22 protein-coding genes are annotated in these 22,874 nt (G+C 60.7%); 3 read left to right on the top strand and 19 right to left on the bottom strand.

The features are described from left to right. Positions 1–3 precede the first annotated feature (3 nt). The 19 genes from ACF8C6_RS06435 to ACF8C6_RS06345 all read right to left on the bottom strand — a co-directional run bounded on the left by ACF8C6_RS06435 (position 4) and on the right by ACF8C6_RS06345 (position 20,975). Positions 4–900: an NAD-dependent epimerase/dehydratase family protein gene (locus ACF8C6_RS06435; RefSeq protein WP_392498517.1), complete on the bottom strand. Its 897-nt coding sequence runs from the start codon at positions 898–900 to the stop codon at positions 4–6. After that, positions 900–2,126, bottom strand: coding sequence for a methyltransferase domain-containing protein (locus tag ACF8C6_RS06430; protein ID WP_392498516.1), 1,227 nt, complete (start codon positions 2,124–2,126; stop codon positions 900–902). The genes ACF8C6_RS06435 and ACF8C6_RS06430 overlap by 1 nt, the downstream gene beginning before the upstream one ends. Continuing rightward, on the bottom strand, positions 2,123–2,683 hold the full coding sequence (locus ACF8C6_RS06425) for a dTDP-4-dehydrorhamnose 3,5-epimerase family protein (RefSeq protein WP_392498515.1): 561 nt from the start codon (positions 2,681–2,683) through the stop codon (positions 2,123–2,125). The genes ACF8C6_RS06430 and ACF8C6_RS06425 overlap by 4 nt, the downstream gene beginning before the upstream one ends. Beyond that, positions 2,680–3,753, bottom strand: coding sequence for a CDP-glucose 4,6-dehydratase (rfbG, locus tag ACF8C6_RS06420; protein ID WP_392498693.1), 1,074 nt, complete (start codon positions 3,751–3,753; stop codon positions 2,680–2,682). Before rfbG ends, ACF8C6_RS06425 begins: the two co-directional genes overlap by 4 nt. Then, entirely contained in the window at positions 3,744–4,517 is a 774-nt protein-coding gene (gene rfbF / locus ACF8C6_RS06415) for a glucose-1-phosphate cytidylyltransferase (RefSeq protein WP_392498514.1), read from the bottom strand. Before rfbF ends, rfbG begins: the two co-directional genes overlap by 10 nt. After that, positions 4,514–7,336: a tetratricopeptide repeat protein gene (locus ACF8C6_RS06410; RefSeq protein ID WP_392498513.1), complete on the bottom strand. Its 2,823-nt coding sequence runs from the start codon at positions 7,334–7,336 to the stop codon at positions 4,514–4,516. The genes rfbF and ACF8C6_RS06410 overlap by 4 nt, the downstream gene beginning before the upstream one ends. Positions 7,337–7,432: 96 nt before the next feature. Next, the gene (locus ACF8C6_RS06405) at positions 7,433–9,112 is read right to left on the bottom strand and encodes a flagellar hook-associated protein 3 (protein WP_392498511.1); all 1,680 of its coding nucleotides are present in this window, start codon (positions 9,110–9,112) and stop codon (positions 7,433–7,435) included. 14 nt (positions 9,113–9,126) lie between these two features. Beyond that, a complete protein-coding gene (gene flgK / locus ACF8C6_RS06400) occupies positions 9,127–11,175 on the bottom strand; it encodes a flagellar hook-associated protein FlgK (protein WP_392498510.1) in 2,049 nt (682 codons plus the stop codon). A gap of 10 nt (positions 11,176–11,185) precedes the next feature. Continuing rightward, the gene (flgJ, locus tag ACF8C6_RS06395; RefSeq protein WP_392498509.1) at positions 11,186–12,358 is read right to left on the bottom strand and encodes a flagellar assembly peptidoglycan hydrolase FlgJ; all 1,173 of its coding nucleotides are present in this window, start codon (positions 12,356–12,358) and stop codon (positions 11,186–11,188) included. 11 nt (positions 12,359–12,369) lie between these two features. Beyond that, on the bottom strand, positions 12,370–13,470 hold the full coding sequence (locus ACF8C6_RS06390) for a flagellar basal body P-ring protein FlgI (protein WP_392498508.1): 1,101 nt from the start codon (positions 13,468–13,470) through the stop codon (positions 12,370–12,372). A gap of 14 nt (positions 13,471–13,484) precedes the next feature. Continuing rightward, positions 13,485–14,198, bottom strand: coding sequence for a flagellar basal body L-ring protein FlgH (flgH, locus tag ACF8C6_RS06385; protein ID WP_392498507.1), 714 nt, complete (start codon positions 14,196–14,198; stop codon positions 13,485–13,487). Between the two features lie 57 nt (positions 14,199–14,255). Next, complete coding sequence (gene flgG, locus ACF8C6_RS06380) at positions 14,256–15,041, bottom strand: flagellar basal-body rod protein FlgG (protein WP_277688838.1); 786 nt, start codon at positions 15,039–15,041, stop codon at positions 14,256–14,258. 46 nt (positions 15,042–15,087) lie between these two features. Next, positions 15,088–15,831, bottom strand: coding sequence for a flagellar basal body rod protein FlgF (locus ACF8C6_RS06375; protein ID WP_392498505.1), 744 nt, complete (start codon positions 15,829–15,831; stop codon positions 15,088–15,090). A 198-nt stretch (positions 15,832–16,029) separates the two neighbouring features. Continuing rightward, a complete protein-coding gene (gene flgE / locus ACF8C6_RS06370; protein ID WP_392498504.1) occupies positions 16,030–17,337 on the bottom strand; it encodes a flagellar hook protein FlgE in 1,308 nt (435 codons plus the stop codon). Positions 17,338–17,380: 43 nt separating this feature from the next. After that, on the bottom strand, positions 17,381–18,049 hold the full coding sequence (gene flgD, locus ACF8C6_RS06365) for a flagellar hook assembly protein FlgD (protein WP_392498503.1): 669 nt from the start codon (positions 18,047–18,049) through the stop codon (positions 17,381–17,383). Between the two features lie 22 nt (positions 18,050–18,071). Beyond that, a complete protein-coding gene (gene flgC / locus ACF8C6_RS06360; protein ID WP_277688842.1) occupies positions 18,072–18,515 on the bottom strand; it encodes a flagellar basal body rod protein FlgC in 444 nt (147 codons plus the stop codon). 13 nt (positions 18,516–18,528) lie between these two features. After that, positions 18,529–18,936 (bottom strand): flagellar basal body rod protein FlgB, encoded by a 408-nt coding sequence (gene flgB, locus ACF8C6_RS06355; protein ID WP_392498502.1) that lies wholly within the window; start codon positions 18,934–18,936, stop codon positions 18,529–18,531. A gap of 233 nt (positions 18,937–19,169) precedes the next feature. Then, positions 19,170–19,997, bottom strand: a complete 828-nt coding sequence (cheR, locus tag ACF8C6_RS06350; RefSeq protein ID WP_277688844.1) for a protein-glutamate O-methyltransferase CheR — start codon at positions 19,995–19,997, stop codon at positions 19,170–19,172. A gap of 45 nt (positions 19,998–20,042) precedes the next feature. After that, on the bottom strand, positions 20,043–20,975 hold the full coding sequence (locus tag ACF8C6_RS06345; RefSeq protein ID WP_277688845.1) for a chemotaxis protein CheV: 933 nt from the start codon (positions 20,973–20,975) through the stop codon (positions 20,043–20,045). A gap of 80 nt (positions 20,976–21,055) precedes the next feature. Here ACF8C6_RS06345 and flgA point away from each other — a divergent pair, with 80 nt between their 5' ends. The 3 genes from flgA (at position 21,056) to ACF8C6_RS06330 (ending at position 22,807) form a co-directional block, all read left to right on the top strand. Further along, entirely contained in the window at positions 21,056–21,814 is a 759-nt protein-coding gene (gene flgA / locus ACF8C6_RS06340) for a flagellar basal body P-ring formation chaperone FlgA (RefSeq protein WP_392498501.1), read from the top strand. Positions 21,815–21,947: 133 nt separating this feature from the next. Then, complete coding sequence (flgM, locus tag ACF8C6_RS06335) at positions 21,948–22,289, top strand: flagellar biosynthesis anti-sigma factor FlgM (protein WP_392498500.1); 342 nt, start codon at positions 21,948–21,950, stop codon at positions 22,287–22,289. A gap of 50 nt (positions 22,290–22,339) precedes the next feature. Continuing rightward, positions 22,340–22,807: a flagella synthesis protein FlgN gene (locus ACF8C6_RS06330; RefSeq protein ID WP_392498499.1), complete on the top strand. Its 468-nt coding sequence runs from the start codon at positions 22,340–22,342 to the stop codon at positions 22,805–22,807. The last annotated feature ends 67 nt before the right edge of the window (positions 22,808–22,874 follow it).

Here is a 22,874-nt window from a genome sequence, read left to right as displayed (position 1 = left end):
GTATCAAATTCGCCCACGCCACCAGGCCAGGGCATCATCCAAACCACTGTGTAGATCGAACCGCGGCTGCCAGCCGGTGGCCAGCAGGCGCTGGTTGTCGGCAATCAGCAACGGAGGGTCGTCGGCAGCAACCGGAATGGCCCCGAATTGCAGCAGGTGTTCAGCATTCAGTTGCCTGGCCAGATACTCAATGACCTCGCGCAGGCGTATCGGCCGGCCGCCGCCAATATTGAATGTGCCTTCGGCCCTTACATTCATCAGTTGCACCAGGGCCGCGGCAACATCCGCCACATGCAACAGATCGCGCAGCTGCTCGCCGTGGGAACAACGCGCCGGTTCGCCCCGGAACAAGGCGCCTAGCACGGCAGGCACCAGACGGCCTTCCGCCTCATATGGACCATAAGCGTGGAATATCCGTGCCCATGCCACCGGCATGCCGTGCAACTGGCCGAACAGCTCGGCCAGCTCACGGGAAGCATTCTTGCAGCGTCCATAGGGCGTGGCCGGGCGCAGGGGAGTCTCGTACTCCCGACAGATGCCCTCGCCGCTCCAGTCGTACTCGGCACAGCTGCCGACCAGCACGGCCTGTTCGCCATCATGAAGCTGAAAAGCCTCCAGCAACTCAAGAGTCGCACGTACCCAGGCGATGTTCTCCGGGGAAGTCCAGTAGGTGCCGGGTTTAGCGCACCAGGCCAGATGCAACAGGCGCTGGGGACGAATCTGCCCGATCAGTGCAGCCGCCGCACCGGGCACGAGCAGGTCGACTCGATACTGGTTGGCCACACCTTCCAACGTCTGGAGGCCGCAGGCAGCATGCACCTCGTGCCCCGCCGCCAGCAGCTGCTGGATAACCTGGCGGCCGACGAAGCCACTGGCGCCGGTAACCAGTATTCGCGTCATCAGAGACTCCGCAGCTCGGGCACCGCAACCACGAACCGACCGCCCCAGGACCTGACCACGGCCTGCTGCTCCATCACCTCGCTGAGCAGGTTCCACGGCAGTACCAGCACATAGTCGGGCTTCTCTTCGGCGATGCGCGCCGGCTCGACGATGGGAATGCGGCTACCCGGCAGAAACTTGCCCTGCTTGTGCGGATTGGCGTCGGCCACCCAGGCCAGCAGATCGCCACGTACCCCGGCGTAATTGAGCAGGGTGTTGCCCTTGGCCGCCGCACCATAACCCACCACCTTCTTGCCTTCGGCCTTGGCCTGGAGCAGGAAACGCAGCAGCTCGTGCTTGATACGCTCGGCCGCCGGCGCCAGGCTGGCGTAGTAGCTGGCGGTCCTGACTCCACTCGCCTCCTCACGCGCCTGCAACTCGCCGACGGCAGCGGTAACCTGGCGCGCGGCGCCATCGGCGCGCTGCACGAAGACCCGCAGCGAACCGCCGTGAGTCGGCAGCTCTTCGACATCGAAGACAGCCAGACCATTGCGCGCGCAGAGCGTCTGCACCGCGGTCAGCGACAGATAGGAGTAATGTTCGTGGTAGAGGGTGTCGAACTGGTGTTCGGCCATCAGCCGCAGCAGATGGGGGAACTCGAAGGTGACCACGCCGGTCGGCTTGAGCAGTGTGGCGAAGCCCTTGAGGAAGTCGTTGATGTCCGGCACATGAGCCAGCACGTTGTTGGCCGCCATCAGGTCGGCGCTCCAGCCCTCTTCAGCCAGTTGGCGCCCGACGGCCTCGCCGAAGAACAGCTCGCGAATATCCAGCCCCTTGTCCCGCGCCGCCCGCGCCGTGCTGGCGGTCGGCTCGATGCCCAGGCAGGGGATGCCACGCCGGGCCACATACTGCAGCAGGTAACCGTCGTTAGCCGCGATCTCAACCACCCGGCTCTGCGCGTTCAGGCCGAAGCGCTCGGTCATGCTGACGACGTAGCGCTCGGCATGGGCCAGCCAGCTGCTGGAGAAGGAGCTGAAGTAGGCGTAGTCGGCATCGAACAGGCTGTCGGCGGTGCGGTAGTCCTCGGTCTGTACCAGCCAGCAGGCATCGCACACCAGGACTCGCAGCGGTACCCACTGCTCGGACTGGTTCAGGCGTTCGGCACTGAGGTAGGCGTTGGATGGCGGAGCAGTACCCAGGTCGATCAACGGCAGGTGCAGGTGCGCACCACAACCACGGCAGTTCATAGAGGGACTCCTTGAAAACGCTCATCCAGCAGCGGATGGCCGGCATCGCGGGCCGACAGGTTCTTGAGCGGCAGCGGCCAGTCGATGGCCAGGCGCGGATCACTGACCGATAAGCCCCCCTCATGCCCCGGCATGTAGTCGGCGCTATGCAGGTAGAGCAGCTCGGCGTCGTCGCTGAGGGCCTGAAAGCCATGGGCAAAGCCCGGCGGCAGCAGCAGGCTGCGGCCGTCACCGGCCTCCAGGCGCTCGGCATGCCAGCGCAGGAAGGTCGGCGAGCCCTGGCGCACATCGACCGCCACATCCCAAACCACACCGTGCAGGCAGCTGATCAGTTTGCTCTCGGCATGCGGCGGATACTGGAAATGCAGGCCGCGCACGGTGCCTCGCTCGCGGGTCAGCGACTGATTGATCTGGCGTACGTGAAAGGCTTGGCCGAACAACTCCAGGCTGCCTTCGCAATACAGACGAGCAAAGCGCCCGCGCTCGTCCTGATGCACCCGATGCTGCAGGACGAACAGCCCAGGCAGCGGCAGCTCGGTCAGCTGCAACTCGCTCATGCCTGCCCCCAGTATGCGGCCAGCTGCGCCAGGGTCACGGCGCGCATGTCTTCGCCGCGCTGCCAGGCCAGGTGCCAATCAATGGTCTGTTGCAGGCACTCGTCCAGCCCCCAGCGCGGTTGCCAGCCGAGCAGCTGGCGCGCGCGACTGCTATCCAGGCGCAACAGGCCGGCCTCGTGCAACTCGCTCGGTTCGACCTTGAGGCCTGCGGCCTGTGGCCAGCGTGAGGCCAATCGGGCGACCACTTCGCCAACATTGCAGGTGTCGCTGTCGGCCGGGCCGAAGTTCCAGGCGCCGGCCACTGCCGTGCCCTGCTCGTACAGGCCCTGGGCCAGCTGCAGGTAGCCGGCCAGCGGCTCCAGGGCGTGCTGCCAGGGACGCACGGCTTGCGGGTAGCGCAAGGTCACCGGCTCGCCAAGGGTCCAGGCCGCCAGTACGTCCGGCACCAGGCGATCAGCTGAGAAGTCGCCACCGCCGAGCACATTGCCAGCACGCGCCGTGGCCAGGGCCAGGCCGTGTTCGGCATGGCGGGAAGCAGGAAAATAGGAGGAAGCGAAGGACTGCGCCAAAAGCTCGCAGCAGGCCTTGCTGCTGCTATAGGGGTCGTGGCCGCCGAGCGGCTCGTTCTCCCGGTAGGGCCAGGCCCATTCGTTGTTGGCATAGACCTTGTCGGTGGTCACCACCACGCATGCCTTCACACCGCCGACCTGGCGTAGCGCTTCGAGCAGATGCAACGTGCCCATCACGTTGCTGGCATAGGTGCCCAGCGGGTCACGATAACCCTCGCGCACCAGCGGCTGCGCCGCCAGGTGCAGGACGATCTCCGGCTTGACCTCAGCCACCAGGGCCTGCAGGGTCGGCAGGTCGCGCAGATCGCCGATGCAGCTGTCGATGCCCTCGCCCACCCGCGCCAGCTCGAACAGGCTAGGGTCAGTGGAGGGATCGAGGGCGAAGCCGGTGACCTGCGCGCCCCAGCTTTGCAGCCAGAGCGCCAGCCAACCGCCCTTGAAGCCGGTATGGCCGGTCAGCAGGACGCGCTTGCCGCGCCAGAACTCGCGGTTCAGCTCCACTGTTTCCAAGGCGCCTCTCCACTCTGCCACAGCTGCTCCAGGTAGTTCTTGTCGCGCAGGGTATCCATCGGGTGCCAGAAACCTTCGTGCTGGAAGGCCATCAGCTGTCCTTCGCCAGCCAGCTGGCTCAGAGGCTCAGCCTCCCAGGTGGTGTTGTCATTGCCGATATAGGGCAACACCTTAGGCGACAGCACGAAGAAGCCGCCGTTGATCCAGCCGCCATCGCCACGCGGCTTCTCGACGAAGCCGGTGACCCGATCCCCTTCGCGGGCCAGGGCGCCGTAGCGCCCTGGCGGTTGCACCGCGGTGACGGTAGCGTGCTTGCCGTGTTGCTTGTGGAAGGCCACCAGGGCACCGATATCGAGATCCGACACGCCGTCGCCGTAGGTAAAGCAGAACGCTTCGTCCTCTTCGACGAAGCGCCCCACCCTACGCAGGCGGCCACCGGTCATGGTGTCCTCGCCAGTATCGACCAGAGTCACGCGCCAGGGCTCACTGTAGTTCTGGTGGACTTCCATCTGGTTGTTGCGCATGTCGAAGGTGACATCCGAAGTGTGCAGGAAGTAGTTGGCGAAGAAGTCCTTGATCGCATAGCCCTTGTAGCCCAGGCAAATGACGAAGTCCTGAATGCCATGGGCCGAGTACTGCTTCATGATGTGCCAGAGAATCGGCTTACCGCCGATCTCGATCATCGGCTTGGGCTTGAGATGCGACTCCTCGCTGATCCGGGTACCCAGACCACCAGCCAGGATCACTGCTTTCATCGTTGCTCTCCTTGTTCGCAGTAGCGCTGCCACATCTCTTTGTAGGTCTGCTCCATGCGCCGGGTAAAGTCGGCAGCATCACAGAGCTTCGAGTCCAGCATGCGCTGGCGCAATCCGGCACGAGTCAGCGCCAACGCAGGAACATCGCTGGCCAGGGCCACCAACTTGTCGAGGTACTCCTGCTCGGTGTCGGCGATCCACTCGTCAAAACCGGCACCATGGAGAATCAGCGCCCCTACTCGGCCCATCGAAGGACGATCACGCAGGGTCACCACCGGTAGCCCCATGTAGAGGCTTTCATACAACGTGGTGCCGGAGTTGTGTGGAAAACAGTCCAGCGCGATATCCATCCGCGCCAGAGCATCGGTCGGCGATGGGGTATAGCCAAACTGCAAGCGCTCGGGGCCAATGCCGTGTTTCGCAAACTCGCCATGAAAATGCGTGCACAGACTCTCGTCGCTGAAAAAGCTGCTGTCGAGCATGAGGCGGGAGCCGGGCACCCGCTGCAGTAGCTCGGACCAAACCCGAATCACCTTGTGGTTCAGGCGTATCGGGCGCGTCAGGCTACCGAAGGTGATGTAGCCATTGCCCAGGGCCGGCAGCTCACCGACCGCTACCTGCATCCGCTCCGGCGGAACATAGGCAACCGCTGGAGCCGGCATGCGCCAGAGCTGCTCGGCAAAGGAGGATTCGCTGCCAGGCGGGAGCATCTGCTCGTCGGCCAGGAAGTAGTCGACCTGTTTCAAACCCGTGCCGAATGCGAAGCCCATCCACCAACTGGCCTGCACGGGGGCCGGCTTGAGCGCGAAAACCTGCAACCGGCTATTGGCGGTGTGACCGGCCAGATCGACGAGGATATCGATACCATCCGCTCGAATCTGCTCGGCGATCAGCTCATCGCTAAGCCCGACACAATGCCGCCAGTGATCGCAATAGCCCATGAGCCGCTCGGTAACGGCGTCTTCTCGCTTGGCCAGCGAATAGGCAAATACCTCCACCTGGCTCTTGTCGTGATGGCTCAGCAGAGGCTCGATGAACATGGCGCAGACATGGGCCCGGAAGTCCGGCGACACATAGCCGATACGCAAACGGCGCTGCACGACGCGCGAGTTGGGATAATCGTGGTAACGCCTGGCGGGGTAGTTGCTGGTCGCTTCCCGATAGAGTTCGTACACCTGCTCGCCAGTCCAGTCGGGGTGATAGTTAGCAATGAACAGCAGATTGGTGCTGGCGCCCGGCAGCTCTAACACCTCACGCAGCAACTCGATGGCGCGATCCAGGTTTCCGAAATGCGACTCGACGCCAGCCAGGTTGATCCGTACCGGCAGATAGCTGTGCTGTACTTCCTGGGACTTCCGGTAAGCGTCCAGGGCCTCGCGCAAGCGCTTGCCACCACTGAGGATATTACCCAGGTTGCACCACAGGCTGGGGTCTTCCGGGTTCAACTCCAGCGCCACCTGCATGACCTTCTCCGCCTCCCCGAGCACATGTCCGTCCAGGTAGGTGTTGGCAAGATTGTTCCAGGCCAGGGGCTGGGTTGGAGAGATCGCCAAGGCGCGCATGAAGCATCCCTCGGACTCATGCTGCCGCCCGACGGAACGGTACACCTCGCCGAGCATGTTCCAGCCGGGCTGGTAGTCGGACTTGAGCTGCAAGCCCCGCACCAGATACTCGAGTGCCTTATGGGGATCCTGCTCGCCCTTGTATGACTGACCGATCCAGCACAGGGCCTCGTGACTGTTGGGGTTCAGCTCCAGGGCCCTGTTGAGGTACTCACGCCCCTCTTGAGGGTGTTCGTTCATGATGGCCGACATGCCCCGGTAGCACCAGGCATCCGCATGCTGAGGGCAACGCTCGGTCCACTCGCGCATGGCGTCCAGGTCGTCTTCCAGACGGTTCGAGCTGCGCAAGAAGTAACTGAGTCTCTGCCAGCCCATGTCGCAACCCGGATTGTGCTGCAGCAGCGTGCGCAGCGTATTCTCAGCCAGCTCCGGCTGCTTCATCCGCGAATATGCGGCGGCCAGCACGAGGCTCGCCCGCCACTGTCCCGGTTCTTCGACCAGCACCGCCTCGGCCAGTTGCCTGGCGCGCGCCACGTCATGATCCAGCTCCAGATCGGCCAGGGCCGCCCGCAGCTCCAGATCACGGGGCCACTCGACATAGGCAGCGGACACTAGGGGATAAGCGATTTCTCGTTGGCTGAGCTGATAACGCGCCAGCGCAAGAGCCCGGCGATGCTCCTTGGAGAGCACCTTGAGCTCGCCGGCCAAGTCTATAACCTGCGTCCAAGACTCCTGGGCAAAGGCCTCGACAAAGCGCTGCTGAATGACAGTCTGGGAGCTTTTCTCCAGGCAGCATTTCTTGTACTTCAGTCCACTGCCGCATGGACAGGGATCGTTGCGACTCGGCTGCCGATCAGGCGATTGGCCCAGCACGCTCAACCTCAGTTGCAACTGTTCGATCAGACCGAGCGTTTGCAATGCGCCGGCGTGCCCCGGCTGGACTTCCAGTACCTGATTGAAGGCTGCCAGAGCGGCAGGCCAGTCCTGCGCCTGGATGCAGGCCTGACCGAGCTTCATGGCGTATTCGGAATTGCCGGGCTCCAGCTCCAGCAACTGGTCGAAGGCCCGCAAGGCAACCACGCTGTCATGGCTGGCCAGCGCGGCCTCCCCGAGCAGTGACCAGGCCTCGACGTCCTCCGGCTGATACTGAAGCAGTTCGCGACTGCTATTGCGCGTGCGAGTGTAATCCCCCTCTTCGAACGCCAGCCGCGCCTGCCGACGGAAGAAATCCACAATCCACTCGGTATCAATTGCCATGCTTGGAATCCGTCATTTTTCCGATATGCCATGGCAGGTTAGCAATTAACACGCCAGCACACGGAAAAAGAACGACACAGCTACAGGCGCAAAGCCTCAGCGCAGCTGATTGAACAGATTCAGCCCCGAGATCTTCACATAGCTCTGCTGCGCCGCCTCAAGAATGATGGTCTGGAACGACAGCCGCGACAGGGCCTCGGCGTAGTCCAGTTCACTCAGCTCGGCCTGCACGGCTTTGTTCACCAGGGTGACGTCCTCGTTATCGATTTCAGTGGTTTCGATCAAGTTGAGGCGTGCGCCGATCTCGGTCTGAACCTCTAGTACCTGGCCTATACCGTTATCGAGGTTCTTCAGGGCAATGGCTACCTCGTCACGAATCGCCAGATTTCCGACGGGGGACGTTGGCGAAGACTCCAGCGCCTGCCGTAGCTGGGAAATGGTGTTAAGGATGCTGCGCTGTTCCTGGAACTGCGGTTTGACGCCAAACTCGTCGCCGGCAGCTGCAGCGGCGCTAAGGCTGAAGTCCACGCCGAACACGGTGAAGTTAGAGGGGTAAGGGCCCGCCGCCGTGCCGGTGGCGATCGGTGTGCTGCTTGGGCTGACTGGTTGAGCGTAAACGTCATAGTCGGTGGCGTTGGTAAAGCGCAGCACCACGCCCGAGGTAGGAAATTGCGAATTGAAGGTAGCCTGGTTGCTGATTGTGCCGCCGCTGACCACCGCCGTGGAGGCGTTGGTCGAAGAGCGGGTCACCGCAAACTCGGTTGGCGAGGCCTGCAACGTGAAACTGTGAGTACCGGCGCCCGGGGTGCCGGGGGTCGCGGTATTGGCCAGTAGGCTGTCCAGATCCTGCTCGTTATCGCCCTCTTGCAATACCACATCCAGCTGAAAGCGCATGCCGCGGAAGTTGATGGTGTTGCCGCCGTTGGCCAGCGGATTGATCTGGCCGCCACCGGGGATTTCCGACGTTACATCAGCACCTGCGCCGTCGTAGATGCGAAATTCGTTGCCACTGACGAACACCAGTGAATAGGGCTCGCCCGCGCGGAAGTTGCTGTTGAAGGCGTCCTGATCCTCGACCAGGCCCTGGGACATGAAGACTCGCTGATCAGCCGGCGCTACCGGCGCAATGGTGGTAGCCGGTAGCGGCGGCACCTGCCCTGCAAGCGCCGGGTTGTCGACGCCGGCAGTCTCCAGTACCCGGTCGGCGTTGGTCACATCCTCGAACAGGCGCTTGCCGTTGTCGTTGATCGGCACGGTGGTCGAGCCCGCCACCTGCAGGCTGCGCTGACCTTCGTCGCCGAAATAGGAATAGGTGCCGTCGGGGTTACGAGTGAAAGGTTCGGTCTTGCCGAGGAAACCGGCAAACAGGTACTCACCCCGCGCATTGCGGCTATTCATGAGGTTCAGCAGCTCACCTTCGCGCTCACCCAACTCCTTGGCGATGGACTTGCGATCCTCTGCCGACAGAGCGCCGCCACCGGCCTGCACAGCCAGCTCACGAATGCGCTGCAGCACGGTGTTGACCGAGTTAAGCGTGGTCTCTTCCTGGGTCAGGCTGTTCTTCGCCGCGGTCAGGTTGTCCTTGTATTGCCCCAGCAAAGCTTCCTGCTGGGACAACTGCAGCAGTCGCACAGAGGCCACCGGGTCATCGGCCGGGGTGAGGATGCGCTTGCCGCTGCTGATCTGCTCCTGGGTGCGGATCACGTTGGAGTAGTTGCGGCCAATGCCGTTTACGCCGTTGTTGAACGCCTGGATGGAAGAGATACGCATGACCATGTTGGCTGTCCGGCTTAGAAGGTGTTGATAAGGGTATCGAACAACGAACGGGCGACTTGAATGATCTGCGCCGACGCCTGGTAGTACTGTTCGAACTGGATGAGCTTGGCCGCCTCTTCGTCGAGGTTGACCGCCGAGATCGAATCACGATTGTCGGTAGCCTGCTTGAGGATGGCCCCCGTCGCCTCACCATCCACGCGCGCCTGGCTGGTCAGCGTGCCGACCCGCTCCACGAGGTCGCCATAGGAATCGGTGAAGCTCGCGCCAGTGGTGTTCGGGAAGTTCGGGTCGATGCCGATAGTCGCCTTGCTCTGCAATTCGGTCAGTTTCAAGGCATTACGGTTGTCCGACACGCCGTTGGTATTGAAAGCGATAGTGAAATTGTCGCCGGTGGTCGGTCGGCCACTGATGGTGAACTCGAAAGTAAAGTCGTCCGGCGGCGTACCGGCCGTGATCTGCTGGGTGTTGTTCTGCCCCGGCACTATGACATTGCTGCTCAGCACCGCCCCGCTGATGTCCACCACGTCGTAATCGGTGGCCGAGGTGAACACGACACGCAGCGGTGGCGTGGTGCGCAGGCTGTTCTCCAGACCGGCCTGGGCCACCGGATCATAGATGTCGATCCGGGTGATCAGGCTGGGCTGAGTGATTACTCCGGTGCCGATGTTGCCAGGGCTGGTTTCAGCTTTGAGCGGCGCAGCGAACGCCAGCTCTTCGGCGTTCTTCAGGTCAGCGCGGATATCGCTACCGGCGGTACGGGTCGGCATGACCCGGAAACGATCGCCAGCGGCGAAGGTGCCAGAGGCGATGCTCAGGGAGAAGCCATCTGCTTCCGGACCGGCAGTCGCCCCAATAGTGAATGTCGTGGAGTCGGGAGTCAGCGGATCGTTATCGTTATCCCACCCCAGTAGCTGGCCGTCGGAAACACGCCGCACTTGATAGTCTGTGGCATTGATGAACTCCACCTCGTAGTCGCTGGTGGTCAGCGCCGTAGTGTCCTCGATAAACACGTTGAGGTTGGCCGACGGGTCGCTGTTGCCGACCCGAGCCAGGCTGCGCTGGCCGATCAGCAGTGGATCGTTGATCTCGCGAAACAGCGGCTCGCCGAAGTTGCCCTTGAGATCCAGGCCCTGCCCCAGCTGGGAATTGATCTGGTCGGAGATGGACAATGCCAGACGGCCGACGGCGTTGAGAGACTCGTCCAACACGTCCTCGCGGTAACGTATCAGCCCACCCATCTCGCCGCCGGTAATCAGCGACGTGATGCCCTGACGCGAATTACCACTGACGAACTGCACTTCGGCGCGCAGCGGATCGGCGGTACCGGGCACCACCTCCAGGCGCGAGGCGGTGGCACCCACCACCAGTGGCTGGCCGGAACCGATAAACAGGTTGTAGCTGTTGTCATCCTGGGGGACCACGGTTACGCCGATGAACTCGGACAGCTGACGCACCGCTTCATCCCGGGCATCCAGCAGATCATTGGGCTGCGCACCGTTAGCTGCTGCCACTGCGATCGCGTTGTTATAGCCCGCAATGGACGCGGCCAGTTGGTTGACCTGATCCTTAACCGCCGAGAGCTGTTTGTTGATAAAGGCATTCTGCTCGTAGAGGCGGTCATAAATGGTGTTGAAACGCTTGGCCAGCCCCTCTGCCTCGGACAGCACCAATTGCCGTGCCGGAATGTTGGCGGGGTCTTCAGCTGCGGTCTGCAAGGCTGCGAATACCTTTTGCAGACCGGGAGTCACTCCCGTGGTATTACCGGCCAGCAACGAGTCGAGCTGACTGATCTGGCTGAGATACGCCGAGACGTCGCTGTTCAACGCAGTGCTGCTGCGCACCTGGGTCGTGAGGAATTCATTGTAGATGCGCCGCACGTCGACCAGGGTGGTGCCCGAGCCGATGTAACCTGCCCCACTGAACTGCGGAATACGCGTGGCCTGCACCGAATCCTGCCGGGTGTAGCCCGGCGTGTTGACGTTGGTAATGTTGTGGCCGGTAACCGCCAGCGAGGTCTTGTTCGCCGACAGGCCCGACAGGCCAATGCTCAGTAGGTCAGCCATGATTCAGCTCTCAGGTCCTTGTGGTCGGGCTATCGACGGCAGCGATGGCCTGATAGGTCTGCATCTTGCGGGCGATCTGTCCGATCTTGCGGGCATAGTTGGGATCAGTGGCATAGCCGGCCGCCTGCAGCTCACGAACAAAACGTTCGGGATTATCGGTAGCGGCCAACGCTTCCTGATAGCGACCATTGCCCTGCAGGAAGCTCACGTAATCGTTGAAGCTCTGTTGATAGGAGTCGTAAATGCGAAATGCCGCCGCTTCCTTGACGGCCTTGCCGCCCTTGTACTCGGTGGTCATCACTCTTGCAGCCTCGCCATCCCAGCCACGATGGGCCTTGATACCGAACAGGTTATGGCTGCTGGATCCATCGGAGTGACGAATGATTGATTTGCCCCAGCCTGTTTCCAGCGCTGCCTGAGCCACCAGATAGCGTGCATCAACGCCGATTTTCTTCGCCGCCTCTTCCGCCATCGGCAGCATGGTTTCGATAAAGTCAGCAGCTGAAGCGAATGCCGATTTGCCCTTGCCGCGAGACGGGGAAGCAGCCTGCGCCTCAGCGACTTCAGGCCTCAAGCCGCCGGCCGTTTTGCTGGTGTCAGTCACAGCAGCCTGGGTTGCGGCCTTGGGCGGGGCCGGCACCCAATCGACAGCCGCCAGCGCCTGGCCCTCACCTGTAGCGGGCGGCGTAATGCCAGCGAGCATGCGATCGTTTAGCTTGCTGGGCAGAGCCAGACGGCGCTGATTGAGAAGCGCCGAGTCGTCACGTACCGCACTGCCCTCGCCTGCTGGCTTGAATGCTCCAGCGCGGGCACTGCTGGCCGGCATCTCGACCTGAGCAAAGGGGCTGACCCGCTTGGGCCCGCTTTTCATCTGGCTCAGTTGGCGCTCCAGAACGGTGGCCAAGCCAATCCCCCCGTTATTCTTGGAGAGAGTCACGGCCAACTGTTGATCGTGCATGTCCTGGTAGGTCTTGCTCTCGTTGCTGTTCATGAAGTTGCCTTCGCCGAACACTTCGTTCGCCTTGCGCATGGCCTTCATCATTTCGTTGAGGAACAGCGACTCGAACTCTTGGGCCACCTTCTTGATGTTGCCTTCACTGTCGCCGCCAACCTTGAACTGGTTGAGACGGTTCAGGTCGGTGTAGGCGCCGCTGTCGAGGCCGGCTGCGAGTCTGGATTCCATGGTCGCTTCCTTCAGATCACGATCAGATCGGCTTGCAGGGCTCCCGCCTGCTTGAGCGCTTCGAGAATGGCCATCAGATCCGAGGGCGCCGCCCCCACCTGGTTAACCGCACGCACGATTTCGTCCAGGGTGGTGCCCGGGCCGAACTTGAACATCGGCTTGGCTTCCTGCTCGGCATCTACCCGCGAGCGCGGCACCACTGCTGTCTCACCACCGGAGAAGGCTTCCGGCTGACTGACGATGGGATCTTCGGTGATGGTCACGGTGAGGCTGCCGTGGGTCACGGCGGCCGGCTGCACCCGCACGTTCTGGCCAATCACAATGGTGCCGGTACGTGAGTTGATGATGACCTTGGCCGCCGCCTGACCGGCCTCGATCTCGATATTTTCCAGTACCGCCAGGTAATCGACACGCTGATTGGGATCCAGCGGAGCGCTGACACGGATCGAACCACCGTCGATGGCCTGCGCCACGCCAGGGCCGAGCAGGCCGTTGATCTGGTCAACGATATTCTTCGCCGTGGTGAAATCCGGACGATTGAGGTTAAGCGTCAAGCTGTTGCCCTGGTCGAAACCACTCGGCACCGGGCGCTCGACGGTAGCGCCTGCGGGAATGCGGCCGGCCGAAGGCACGTTGACGGTAATGCGCGAACCGTCGCTACCGCTGGCGTCGAAACCGCCCACCACCAGGTTGCCCTGGGCGATGGCGTAAACATTGCCGTCGATACCTTTGAGCGGGGTCATCAACAGGCTGCCGCCACGCAGGCTCTTGGCGTTGCCGATGGATGAGATCGTCACGTCGAGTACCTGCCCCGGTTTGGCGAAGGGCGGTAGTTCGGCATGAATCGACACCGCCGCAACGTTCTTCAGCTGCACGTTGCCGGAGTTGGCAGGCACCTTGATGCCGAACTGCGCCAGCATGTTGTTGAAGGTCTGCAGGGTGAAAGGCGTCTGCGTGGTCTGGTCGCCGGTCCCATTCAGGCCCACCACCAGGCCGTAGCCGATCAATTGGTTGGCGCGTACGCCCTGGATGCTGGCCAGGTCCTTGATGCGCTCGGCTTGCGCGGCGCCAGCGGCAAACAGCAGGCAGAGTATGGAAATCAGTCGTTTCATCATCGGCTACCTACTCAGAACGGGAACAGCGGGCTGAGGAAGAAGCGATCGAGCCAACCCGGCTGACTGGCATCGGCAAAGGCGCCGGTACCCGAATAGGTGATGCGGGCATTGGCGATACGGGTCGAAGACACGGTGTTGTCGGTGGCGATGTCATCGGCCCGCACCAGGCCGGCAATACGCACCAACTCGTCACCGGTGTTCAGGGTCATCCACTTCTCGCCGCGCACGGCAAGAATCCCATTGGGCAGCACCTCGGCAACGGTCACGGTCACCGAGCCGGTCAGGCTATTGCTCTGGCTCGCATCGGACTCGCCATCGGTATCGCGGCTACCGCTGTAGCCCACATCCAGACTCAGGTCATCGGTCTGCAGCGGATTGAGACTGCCATTCGGGTTGTTGAGAGATACCGCGCCGCCGAACAGTGACGTCAGACCGATATTGGCCGAGCTGTCCTTGGACATGCTCGAGCCGGCTTTCTTGCTGGCCTGGGTGCGCTCGCTGAGGGTGATAGTGATGATATCCCCCACCCGGTAAGCCTTGCGGTCGTCGTACAGATTGGTCTCGAAGCCGGCCTGGTAGATCGCGCCGTTATTCTGCGCAGCCGGCAGCGGGGTGCGCGGTAGAACGGGGGCGTAATAGGGATCGTCCGGCTTCGGCGGGGGCGTCACGCAGCCGCTCAGGACCACGCTCCCCAACAGGGGAAGAAGAATCATCAGCCGGTTCATAACCACTACCTCACGGCGTTCTTGTTGCTATTGGCCGGCGCCTGGGCGCCCGCGACATTAAAGATTCTGCGTGATGAACGAGAGCATCTGGTCCGAAGTGGAGATCACCTTGGAATTCATCTCGTAGGCACGCTGGGTGGTGATCATGTTGACCAGCTCTTCCACCACGCTGACGTTGGAGTTTTCCAGGGTGTTCTGCAGTACGGTGCCAAGTCCGGTCAGGCCGGGCGTGCCAACCTGCGGCGCGCCGCTGGAAGCGGTCTCGAGGAACAGGTTGTTGCCGATGGCCTGCAGGCCGGCCGGATTGACGAAGTCGGCCGTCTGGATGTTGCCGATCACCTGCGAGGCCGGGTTGCCGGCGGTGGTTACCGAAACGGTACCGTCCTCACCCACGGTGAAGGTCTGCACCTCCGCCGGCAGGACAATGGCGGGCTCCAGGGCAAAGCCCTGGGAAGTGACGATCTGGCCATCGGAGTCCAGATGGAAACTGCCATCACGGCTGTAGCCGACGGTTCCGTCCGGCAGCAGCACCTGAAAGAAACCACGACCGTTGATGGCCATGTCCAGCGGCTGCTCGGTGGTCTGCAGGCTACCGGCAGTAAAGATTTTCTGGGTGCCGGTGATACGCACACCAGTACCCAGCTGCAAGCCCGTTGGCAGCTCGCTGTCCTGAGTCGACTGGCCGCCCGGCTGACGGCGGATTTGATACAGCAAGTCCTCGAACTCGGCACGATCACGCTTGAAGCCCGTGGTCGAAACGTTGGCCAGGTTGTTGGAAATCGTGGTCAGGTTCATGTCCTGAGCGGACAGGCCAGTCTTGGCGACCCACAGAGCCGGAAGCATATTCTTTCTCCTCGAGCGCCAGTTTCATGGCGCTTCGCGTTGCTGGTTAGCTGATCTGCATGACCCGTGCCATGGCTGTCGCACCCTCTTCTGCAGTGCGCATCATCTTCACGTGCAGTTCGAACTGGCGAGACAGGGAGAGGATCGCGGTCATCTCCTCGACGGCGTTGACGTTGCTTGATTCGAGGAAGCCCGAGGTCAGGCGCACATTGGCATCCACCAACGCCGGCGCTTCGCCAGCCTTCACACGGATCAGGCCATCAGTGCCCTTCTCCATCGTTGTCAGATCCGGATTGACCAGCTTGATGCGATCCACCTCGGCCATCACGCTCGGCGCCTCGCCAAGCGCGCGGATGCTGATGGTGCCGTCCTGACCGATCTCGACCTTCTGCTCTGGCGGAATGGCAATCGGCCCGCCGTTACCCAGCACCGGCAAACCATTGCCGGTACGCAGCTGCCCCAGGGCATCAATCTGCAGGCTGGCGGTACGCACATAGGCTTCGCTGCCATCGGCGGCCTGCACGGCAATCCAGCCTTGCCCCTCGATGGCCACATCCAGCTCGCGTCCGGTTTCCTGCAGCGAACCTGGCGTGAAGTCGGTGGCCGGGCGCTCGGTCATGGCATACACACGCGCCGGGTAACTGTCGCCGAATACCGGCATGGAACGCGCCTGTTCGTAATCCCGATGGAAACCGGTAGTCGAGATGTTCGCCAGGTTGTTGGCGTGGGCACGCTGAGCCAGGGTGTTCTGGCTGGCTCCGGTCATGGAGATGTACAGCATCTTGTCCATGGTCTGCTCCGCGGGGTCGGCAATCTGCCGCTCTAGCTTCTGTTGCCAGTTATTCAGCAAGCCCCATGCCAGAACCAATAAATCAGCCTAAGTATTTGTTTTATAAAGACTTTATAAACAAAAAAAGCCCCGCAAGGAGCTTTTTCAGGTAATGAACGGCGAGGCCTTGCCGCCGGTGGCAAGGCCCCTCCTCCGCAATTACCGCAGATTGATGATGGTCTGCGTGATGGCGCTTTCGGTCTCGATGGTCTTGGCGTTGGCCTGGTAGTTGCGCTGGGCAACGATCAGGTTCACCAGCTGATCCGAAAGCTCCACGTTGGAGTCCTCCAGAGCCCCCGCCTGCAGAGCGCCGAGCGTGCCAGAGCGCGGCGTCCCCACTACCGGCTCGCCAGACTGGAAGGACTGTACCCAGGCGGTTTTGCCAATGGGCGTCAAACCCTGCACGTTGGCGAAACTGGCGAGCACCACCTGGCCCTGCACCAATGATTGGCCATTGGTATAGCGGGCGAAGATGACGCCGGTATCGTCGATTTCCAGGCCGGATAGCTCGCCAGTGGTGTAGCCATCCTGGCTAACCGCAGTTACAGCAAATGAACTGGCAAACTGAGTGGCGTCACGCAGATCAAGGGTTATTCCGGCGGCAGCGGCATTAGCACCGTTTGCACTCCACACTGGCGGCACCGAGCCGTCCGGAGCGGCAGGCACCCAGTTGGTCAAACTCAAGGTGCCATCCGCATTGACGGTGAAGTCAGTAGAAGCCAAGGCCGCAGTATCCAGCTGCCCCGCCGCGGTAAAACTCACATCCACGGCATAGGGGGTGGTCAACGTAGGGTCATTGGGGTTTCGACCGTCGATCAACACATTCATGGTCCAGGTATTCGCCGCAGTCTTGACGAAGTACTGAGTCAAAACATGAGCATTGCCCTGTGTGTCATAGATGTTTGTCGAGGTCGACGAGTTGTAGGTGGTCGGGTCAGATGGATCGAACGGCGTGGTCGTCGGCACCGTGTTGTTCGAATTCAGGTTGAACGTCTGCGTCAGGTTCTCCGTGGCGCGCGGCGACTGGGCTGCCGTACGAATCTGAATATCATCGACGATACCGTTCTGCAGGTTGCCTGCATTGTCTACCGCATAACCCTGCAGGCGATAACCAAAGTTGTTGACCATGTAGCCGTCACGATCAGTGCCAAAATAACCAGCACGGGTATAACTGATTTCTCCGTTGTTGCTGGTCACGAAGAAACCATTGCCATTAATGGCCAGATCCAGAGCATTCTGGGTGTAATTGATGTTGCCCTGATTGAACAGCTGAGACACATCCGCCAGCAAAACACCGCTGCCCTGCGCATTAGCGCCAGTTCCCAGCACCGAGGCAGCGTAGACATCGGCAAACTCCGCACGCGACTGTTTGAAGCCCGCAGTGCCGGCGTTGGCAATATTGTTGCCGGTGACGTTGAGGTCGTTAGTGGCTGCCCGCAGACCGCTGAGACCGATATTGAAAGCCATGGAATACTCCTTTGCCGTTACTGCCGGCGCTGCAGTCTGGGGATTACTGACCGATGATCTGGACTTGGGATAGCGCAACGCCACCCAACCCCGCGAGATTGAGCATCATCTCGCCACCGTTCTGGCCGAGCGTGACACTGTCGACGTTAGCCGGCAGCAAGGTGTAGAGCCCCTTGCTGCCATCGGGATAGGCTGCCTGCGCTTCGAACTTGTAGGTACCGGGCGGCAACAGATTGCCGCTGGAGTCCTTGCCATCCCACATGAAGCTGACATTGCCAGCAGCCTGCTGGCCGAGATTGACGCGGTTCACTACCGAGCCGGTGTTGTCGTAGATGTTGACGTAGACGTTGCTACTGGTGACCGGCAATACCAGGCTGCCTTTGAAGGTTTCGCTGGTATCCACTACCGCCTTCTCGGTTGGCACTATCACCTTGCGCCCGACCAGGGAGGAGGCTTGCAGCGCCTGAGATGACTGGTAACCAGAGAGCAGCGACTCCATGCTGGAGTTGAGCTTCTCGATACCCTCAACCTGACTGAACTGAGCCAGCTGAGCGATGAACTCGCCGTTCTCCTGAGGCTCCAGCGGGTTCTGGTTATTCAACTGGGCCACCAGCAATTCAAGGAACTCGTTCTTGCCGAGATCCTTGTTCTGGGTGGTGTCCTGCTGGATCTGGTACTGGTCCAGTACGGAACTGACGCCACTGACACTCATTGTCTCGCTCCTCGTTCGCCGCTTACTGGCCCAGGGTCAGCACACGCTGCATCATCTGCTTGGCGGTATTCATCATTTCGACATTGGTCTGGAACGCGCGACTGGCGGAGATCATGTCCGCCATCTCCTCGACCACGTTGACGTTCGGGTAGTACACATAGCCCTGCTCGTCGGCCGCCGGGTGATTCGGCTCATAGCGCGGCATCAGGCTGCTCTGATCCTCGACCACACCCAGAACCTGTACGCCACGACCAGCCTGATCCTGGTCAGCAAACAGCGAGCCACGATCACCGTTCATGCTCGACTCGAACACGGTGGCAAATACCGGGTGGCGGGCACGATAGGTTTGATCGATGCTCGAAGAAACGGTCTCGGCATTGGCAATGTTGCTGGAGATGGTGTTCAGACGAGTGCTCTGGGCGCTCATGCCGGTACCGGCGATATTGAAGACACTGGCGAGTGACATGACTTGATCTCCCTTAATCGCCGCGCAGGGCGTTGACCAGCCCTTTGAACTTGCTGTTAAGCAGGGTGAAGCTGGCCTGGAACTGCACCGCGTTCTCGGCGTAGTTGGCCTGCTCCTGCTGCATGTCGACACTGTTCTGATCGATGGACGGATGGAACGGTGTACGGAAACGCAGTGCCGGATCGGCCAACTGGATGCCGTCGGCGGCAATGTGCTGGCTATCGGTACGGCTCATGGCGAATTGCTTGCCGCTTTGCTTCTCGTTCTGTTCGGCGAGTACGGCAGAGAAGTCCAGGTCACGAGCCTTGTAGTGCGGGGTATCGGCGTTGGCGATGTTGTTGGCCAGCACCTCGGCGCGCTGGGCGCGAAATGCCAGCGCCTCTTCGTGGATGCCGAGTGCTCTGTCGAAACTGATGCTCATGGTCTGGAACCTTTGCCGCCGTTGCGTCGTGCAAGACATACAGCAAAGGCTGTGCCACTTTTATTTATCCATATAAATCAAATACTTGCCTTCTATTCCGCATAGTGAAGCGCGGCAAGCGGCAAAGCTTTTCCGCTCTAGAGCATCGCAAGCGGCAAGGCTGGCAAAGGGTTTGCCGCCCTAAATGAAAACGGGAGGCACATTGGCCTCCCGTGACTGAACCTCGATAAGGATCACTTAACCTTGTAAATGATCCCTGGGCTGCATTGAACCATCTGATAAAGATCCGGCAATGCGTTTAGGGCCTCAGACGCCCCCAGGAACAGATATCCGCCCGGCTTCAACGTGGCGTGGATACGGGTGAGGATGTCTTTCTTCACTTCTGCCGAGAAGTAGATCAGCACGTTGCGGCAGAACACCACGTCGAACTTGCCAAGCGCTGCATAGCTTTCCAGCAGGTTCAACGGACGGAACTCGACGCGACTCTTGATAGGCGCCTTGACCACCCAGCGCCCCGGCCCCTTGGGATCGAAGTAGCGCTGCAGGCGCTCCTGCGACAGGCCACGCCCCATGGCCAGACTGTCATACTCACCGGATTTGCAGTTGATCAGCATCGAAGGTGACAGGTCAGTTGCAACGATCTGCACACCTGCCTTGAGCTGCCCCAGGTTGCTTTTCTCGAACTCGTCGATAGTCATCGACAGTGAGTAAGGTTCCTGCCCCGACGAGCAGGCCGCTGACCAGATACGCAAGCGCTGGTTAGGGTTGGCCTTGATCAGCTCAGGCAACACCCGACTTTTCATCACTTCGAAGGGGTAGGTATCGCGAAACCACAGGGTTTCGTTGGTGGTCATGGCATCCACCACCTGCTCGCGCAAACCACCTCGCGGCTGCGCCTGCATCTTCTGCACCAGTTCGCCAAGCGACTTGATGCCCTGCTGCTCCATCAACTTATTGAGGCGGCTAGACACCAGGTACTGCTTGTTGCTCCCCAGCAGAATGCCGCATGCCTTCTCCAGAAAGACCCGGAACTGCTCGAAATCCAAATTACCTGAAGACACTAATGCCGCCTCACCATACATAGTCCTTACTAAAGGCTAAGGCCTTTAGCCCCCATCAGCCACACGGATACGCTCAACAACACGCGAGGCAAGCTCATCGGGACGGAACTTCGCCAGGAAGTCATCCGCACCCACTTTCTTGACCATCGCCTGGTTAAACACACCGGACAGCGAAGTATGCAGAATCACATGGAGATTCTGCATCCTCGGATCGGAGCGAATCTCGGCAGTAAGGGTATAGCCGTCCATCTCCGGCATTTCGATATCGGAGATCAACATTAGAAACTCTTCAGCCGGGCTCTTACCCTCCTCGACCAGCTTATGCAGATACTCATAAGCCTCACGACCATCGTTCAGCGCGACGACCTCGACACCAACGCTCTCCAGGCAACGCGACACCTGCTTGCGTGCCACCGAGGAGTCATCACAGATCAAAACACGCTTGGAAACGGCCTTGGCCTTGGTCTCGACATCCACCACGCCTTCCGAGATGGCCTCGGACATGGGAGCCACCTCGGCGAGTATTTTCTCGACATCGATGACTTCAACCAAACGGTTATCAACGCGCGTGACAGCGGTCAGATAGTGGTCGCGGCCGGTGCCCTTGGGTGGCGGATGAATTTCACCCCAGTTCATATTGACGATGCGCTCCACCGAGCGCACCAGAAAACCCTGCACCTTGGTGTTGTACTCGGTGATGATCACAAAGCTGTTGCTGATGTCATCCAGCGCCGATCGGCCAGTCGCCAGCGCCAGATCGAGAATCGGGATGGTGCCCCCACGGATGTTCGCCACGCCACGCACAACCTGGCTGGACTTGGGCATGATGGTGAGCTTGGGGCACTGCAGCACCTCCTTCACCTTGAACACGTTGATGCCGTATAGCTGCGGCCCATCCAGCCTGAACAGCAATAGTTCCAGACGGTTCTGACCCACCAGTTGGGTACGCTGGTTAACCGAGTCCAATACTCCGGCCATGCCCAGACTCCTTATTCGTTCTGTTCGCCGCGCGTTCTGCTAAGCCTAGCAGGCGGCACGGGCCTTGCTTCGTCGAGTACATGAACGCACTTTCGACATTTTCCCGACGCATGATGGCAAAACGCTTCATCACTACAGCTGTTTTACCTGCTTTGGGGCTACTCGGCTACCACTCGCCATATGCGGCCACACAGACTCCGCCCGAGGAGCTTATCGGCGCCACAGAGGGCTTTCTTGAGTTTATGGTCGAAGACTATTTAGAGCGTAGCGAAATCCAGGCGCGCCATGAGATTCATGTCAAACCTATCGACCCACGGTTACGCCTGGCGGACTGCGACAGTGATCTGACACAGCGACTGGAAAGCCCGGAGCAGCCTGTAGGGCGCGTAACCGTCAAGGTCAGTTGCGAGGGCAGTTCGCCATGGAGCGTATACATCCCTGCCCAGGTACGTGTTTTTCGCCCTGTAGCGGTACTGAAGAACCCGCTCAAGCGCAACAGCATCATTGGTCCAGACGATGTGGCCATGATCGAGCAGGATGTCGGATTGCTCAATCGTGGCTACATCGTCGATCCAGCCCAAGCCATCGGCAAAAAACTGACGCGCCCAGTCCAGGCCGATCAGGTGCTGACGCCGTCGCAACTGCAACTGGCAGAAAGTGTTCGCCGCGGTGACCAAGTTGTTATCCTGGCCAGCAGCGCCGGCATCAGCGTGCGCATGCAGGGCGAAGCCCTGTCGGACGGGGCCCTGGGGCAACAGATCAGCGTGCGCAACCTGAGCTCTCAGCGCGTGGTCAGAGCTCGCGTAACAGGGCCAGGCCAAGTAGAGGTAAGACTGTAGGCATGATTCTTGTAGTGCAATCTGGCGACGATTCCCTACACTGTGAAACAACACACACAATAACGCCCTAAAGTTTCGACGGAACTGGCCGAAAACCCGGTCAAGCGTCCAGATACCGTCCGAGGTTTTCAACATGGTTATCGACTTCAACCGGCTGAACAATGCCAACAACGCCGCTAATAGCGGGCGTACCGGCAATGCCCAGGCCAGCAGCCAGAATGAAGCCGTCAGCAATGCCCAGCCCAATGCGGCCAAGGTTGCCGGCGAGCAAGCCGCAACCGGAAAGAGCGGAGAGTCCGTGCAGCTCAGCCGTGAGGCCCAGCAATTGCAGAAAGCCAGCGACAAGCTGCGCGACCTGCCAACCGTTGACAAAGAGCGCGTCGCCAAGCTGAAGCAAGCCATCGCCGATGGTAGCTATCAGGTCGACAGCCAGCGTGTAGCCAGCAAGCTGCTCGACTTCGAATCCCAGCGCTAGTTTCCGGGCTGCGCTGGGGGTGTTGGACGCCCAATCCCCAGAGCCCAAAGATGCAAGACAACGATCTGCTACAGCTTTTCAACGACGATATCGGCACCGCCAAGCAACTGCTTGAACTGATCAATGCCGAGTTCCAGGCGCTCGAAGCGCGCGACCTGCCCAACCTGGAAAAGATTCTCGGCGAGAAACTCCCCCTCCTGAGCCTGCTGGATCAGCACGGCACCGCCCGCAGCACTCTGTTACGCCAGCAAGAACTCAGCGCTGACAAGGCTGGTCTGGAAACATTTGCCAGCCGTCGCAGTGATGGCGACGAGATTCTGACACGTAGCAATGAGCTGAGTCTTTTGCTTGAACAGTGCCGTGAAGCCAACCAGCGCAACGGTCGCCTGATTCGTGCCAACCAGGCCTCGTTACAAAGCGTGCTCGGTATTCTTCGTGGCGGGGAAACACCTGGGCTCTATGACAGCCGGGGCGGCACCGCTAGAATCGGTCAGCAACGCCCACTCAGCCAAGCCTGAGATATAACAAGCACAGGGACATACGGGCATTCTGCCAGTATGCTAGTGCCGCAGTATTTTGTGCCCT

It is taken from the genome of Pseudomonas sp. zbq_18, assembly GCF_043102245.1.
Classification (GTDB): Bacteria; Pseudomonadota; Gammaproteobacteria; order Pseudomonadales; family Pseudomonadaceae; genus Aquipseudomonas.
The sequence above is the reverse complement of the archived record's forward strand: the minus strand, read 5'-3'. Positions and strand labels throughout refer to the sequence as shown.

Bases quoted from the DNA above. Each gene is read 5' to 3' on its own strand.
- ACF8C6_RS06435 (WP_392498517.1), bottom strand. From the start codon at position 900: ATGACGCGAATACTGGTTACCGGCGCCAGTGGCTTCGTCGGCCGCCAG.
- ACF8C6_RS06430 (WP_392498516.1), bottom strand. From the start codon at position 2,126: ATGAACTGCCGTGGTTGTGGTGCGCACCTGCACCTGCCGTTGATCGAC.
- ACF8C6_RS06425 (WP_392498515.1), bottom strand. From the start codon at position 2,683: ATGAGCGAGTTGCAGCTGACCGAGCTGCCGCTGCCTGGGCTGTTCGTC.
- rfbF (WP_392498514.1), bottom strand. From the start codon at position 4,517: ATGAAAGCAGTGATCCTGGCTGGTGGTCTGGGTACCCGGATCAGCGAG.
- ACF8C6_RS06410 (WP_392498513.1), bottom strand. From the start codon at position 7,336: ATGGCAATTGATACCGAGTGGATTGTGGATTTCTTCCGTCGGCAGGCG.
- ACF8C6_RS06405 (WP_392498511.1), bottom strand. From the start codon at position 9,112: ATGGTCATGCGTATCTCTTCCATCCAGGCGTTCAACAACGGCGTAAAC.
- flgK (WP_392498510.1), bottom strand. From the start codon at position 11,175: ATGGCTGACCTACTGAGCATTGGCCTGTCGGGCCTGTCGGCGAACAAG.
- flgJ (WP_392498509.1), bottom strand. From the start codon at position 12,358: ATGGAATCCAGACTCGCAGCCGGCCTCGACAGCGGCGCCTACACCGAC.
- ACF8C6_RS06390 (WP_392498508.1), bottom strand. From the start codon at position 13,470: ATGAAACGACTGATTTCCATACTCTGCCTGCTGTTTGCCGCTGGCGCC.
- flgH (WP_392498507.1), bottom strand. From the start codon at position 14,198: ATGAACCGGCTGATGATTCTTCTTCCCCTGTTGGGGAGCGTGGTCCTG.
- flgG (WP_277688838.1), bottom strand. From the start codon at position 15,041: ATGCTTCCGGCTCTGTGGGTCGCCAAGACTGGCCTGTCCGCTCAGGAC.
- ACF8C6_RS06375 (WP_392498505.1), bottom strand. From the start codon at position 15,831: ATGGACAAGATGCTGTACATCTCCATGACCGGAGCCAGCCAGAACACC.
- flgE (WP_392498504.1), bottom strand. From the start codon at position 17,337: ATGGCTTTCAATATCGGTCTCAGCGGTCTGCGGGCAGCCACTAACGAC.
- flgD (WP_392498503.1), bottom strand. From the start codon at position 18,049: ATGAGTGTCAGTGGCGTCAGTTCCGTACTGGACCAGTACCAGATCCAG.
- flgC (WP_277688842.1), bottom strand. From the start codon at position 18,515: ATGTCACTCGCCAGTGTCTTCAATATCGCCGGTACCGGCATGAGCGCC.
- flgB (WP_392498502.1), bottom strand. From the start codon at position 18,936: ATGAGCATCAGTTTCGACAGAGCACTCGGCATCCACGAAGAGGCGCTG.
- ACF8C6_RS06345 (WP_277688845.1), bottom strand. From the start codon at position 20,975: ATGGCCGGAGTATTGGACTCGGTTAACCAGCGTACCCAACTGGTGGGT.
- flgA (WP_392498501.1), top strand. From the start codon at position 21,056: ATGAACGCACTTTCGACATTTTCCCGACGCATGATGGCAAAACGCTTC.
- flgM (WP_392498500.1), top strand. From the start codon at position 21,948: ATGGTTATCGACTTCAACCGGCTGAACAATGCCAACAACGCCGCTAAT.
- ACF8C6_RS06330 (WP_392498499.1), top strand. From the start codon at position 22,340: ATGCAAGACAACGATCTGCTACAGCTTTTCAACGACGATATCGGCACC.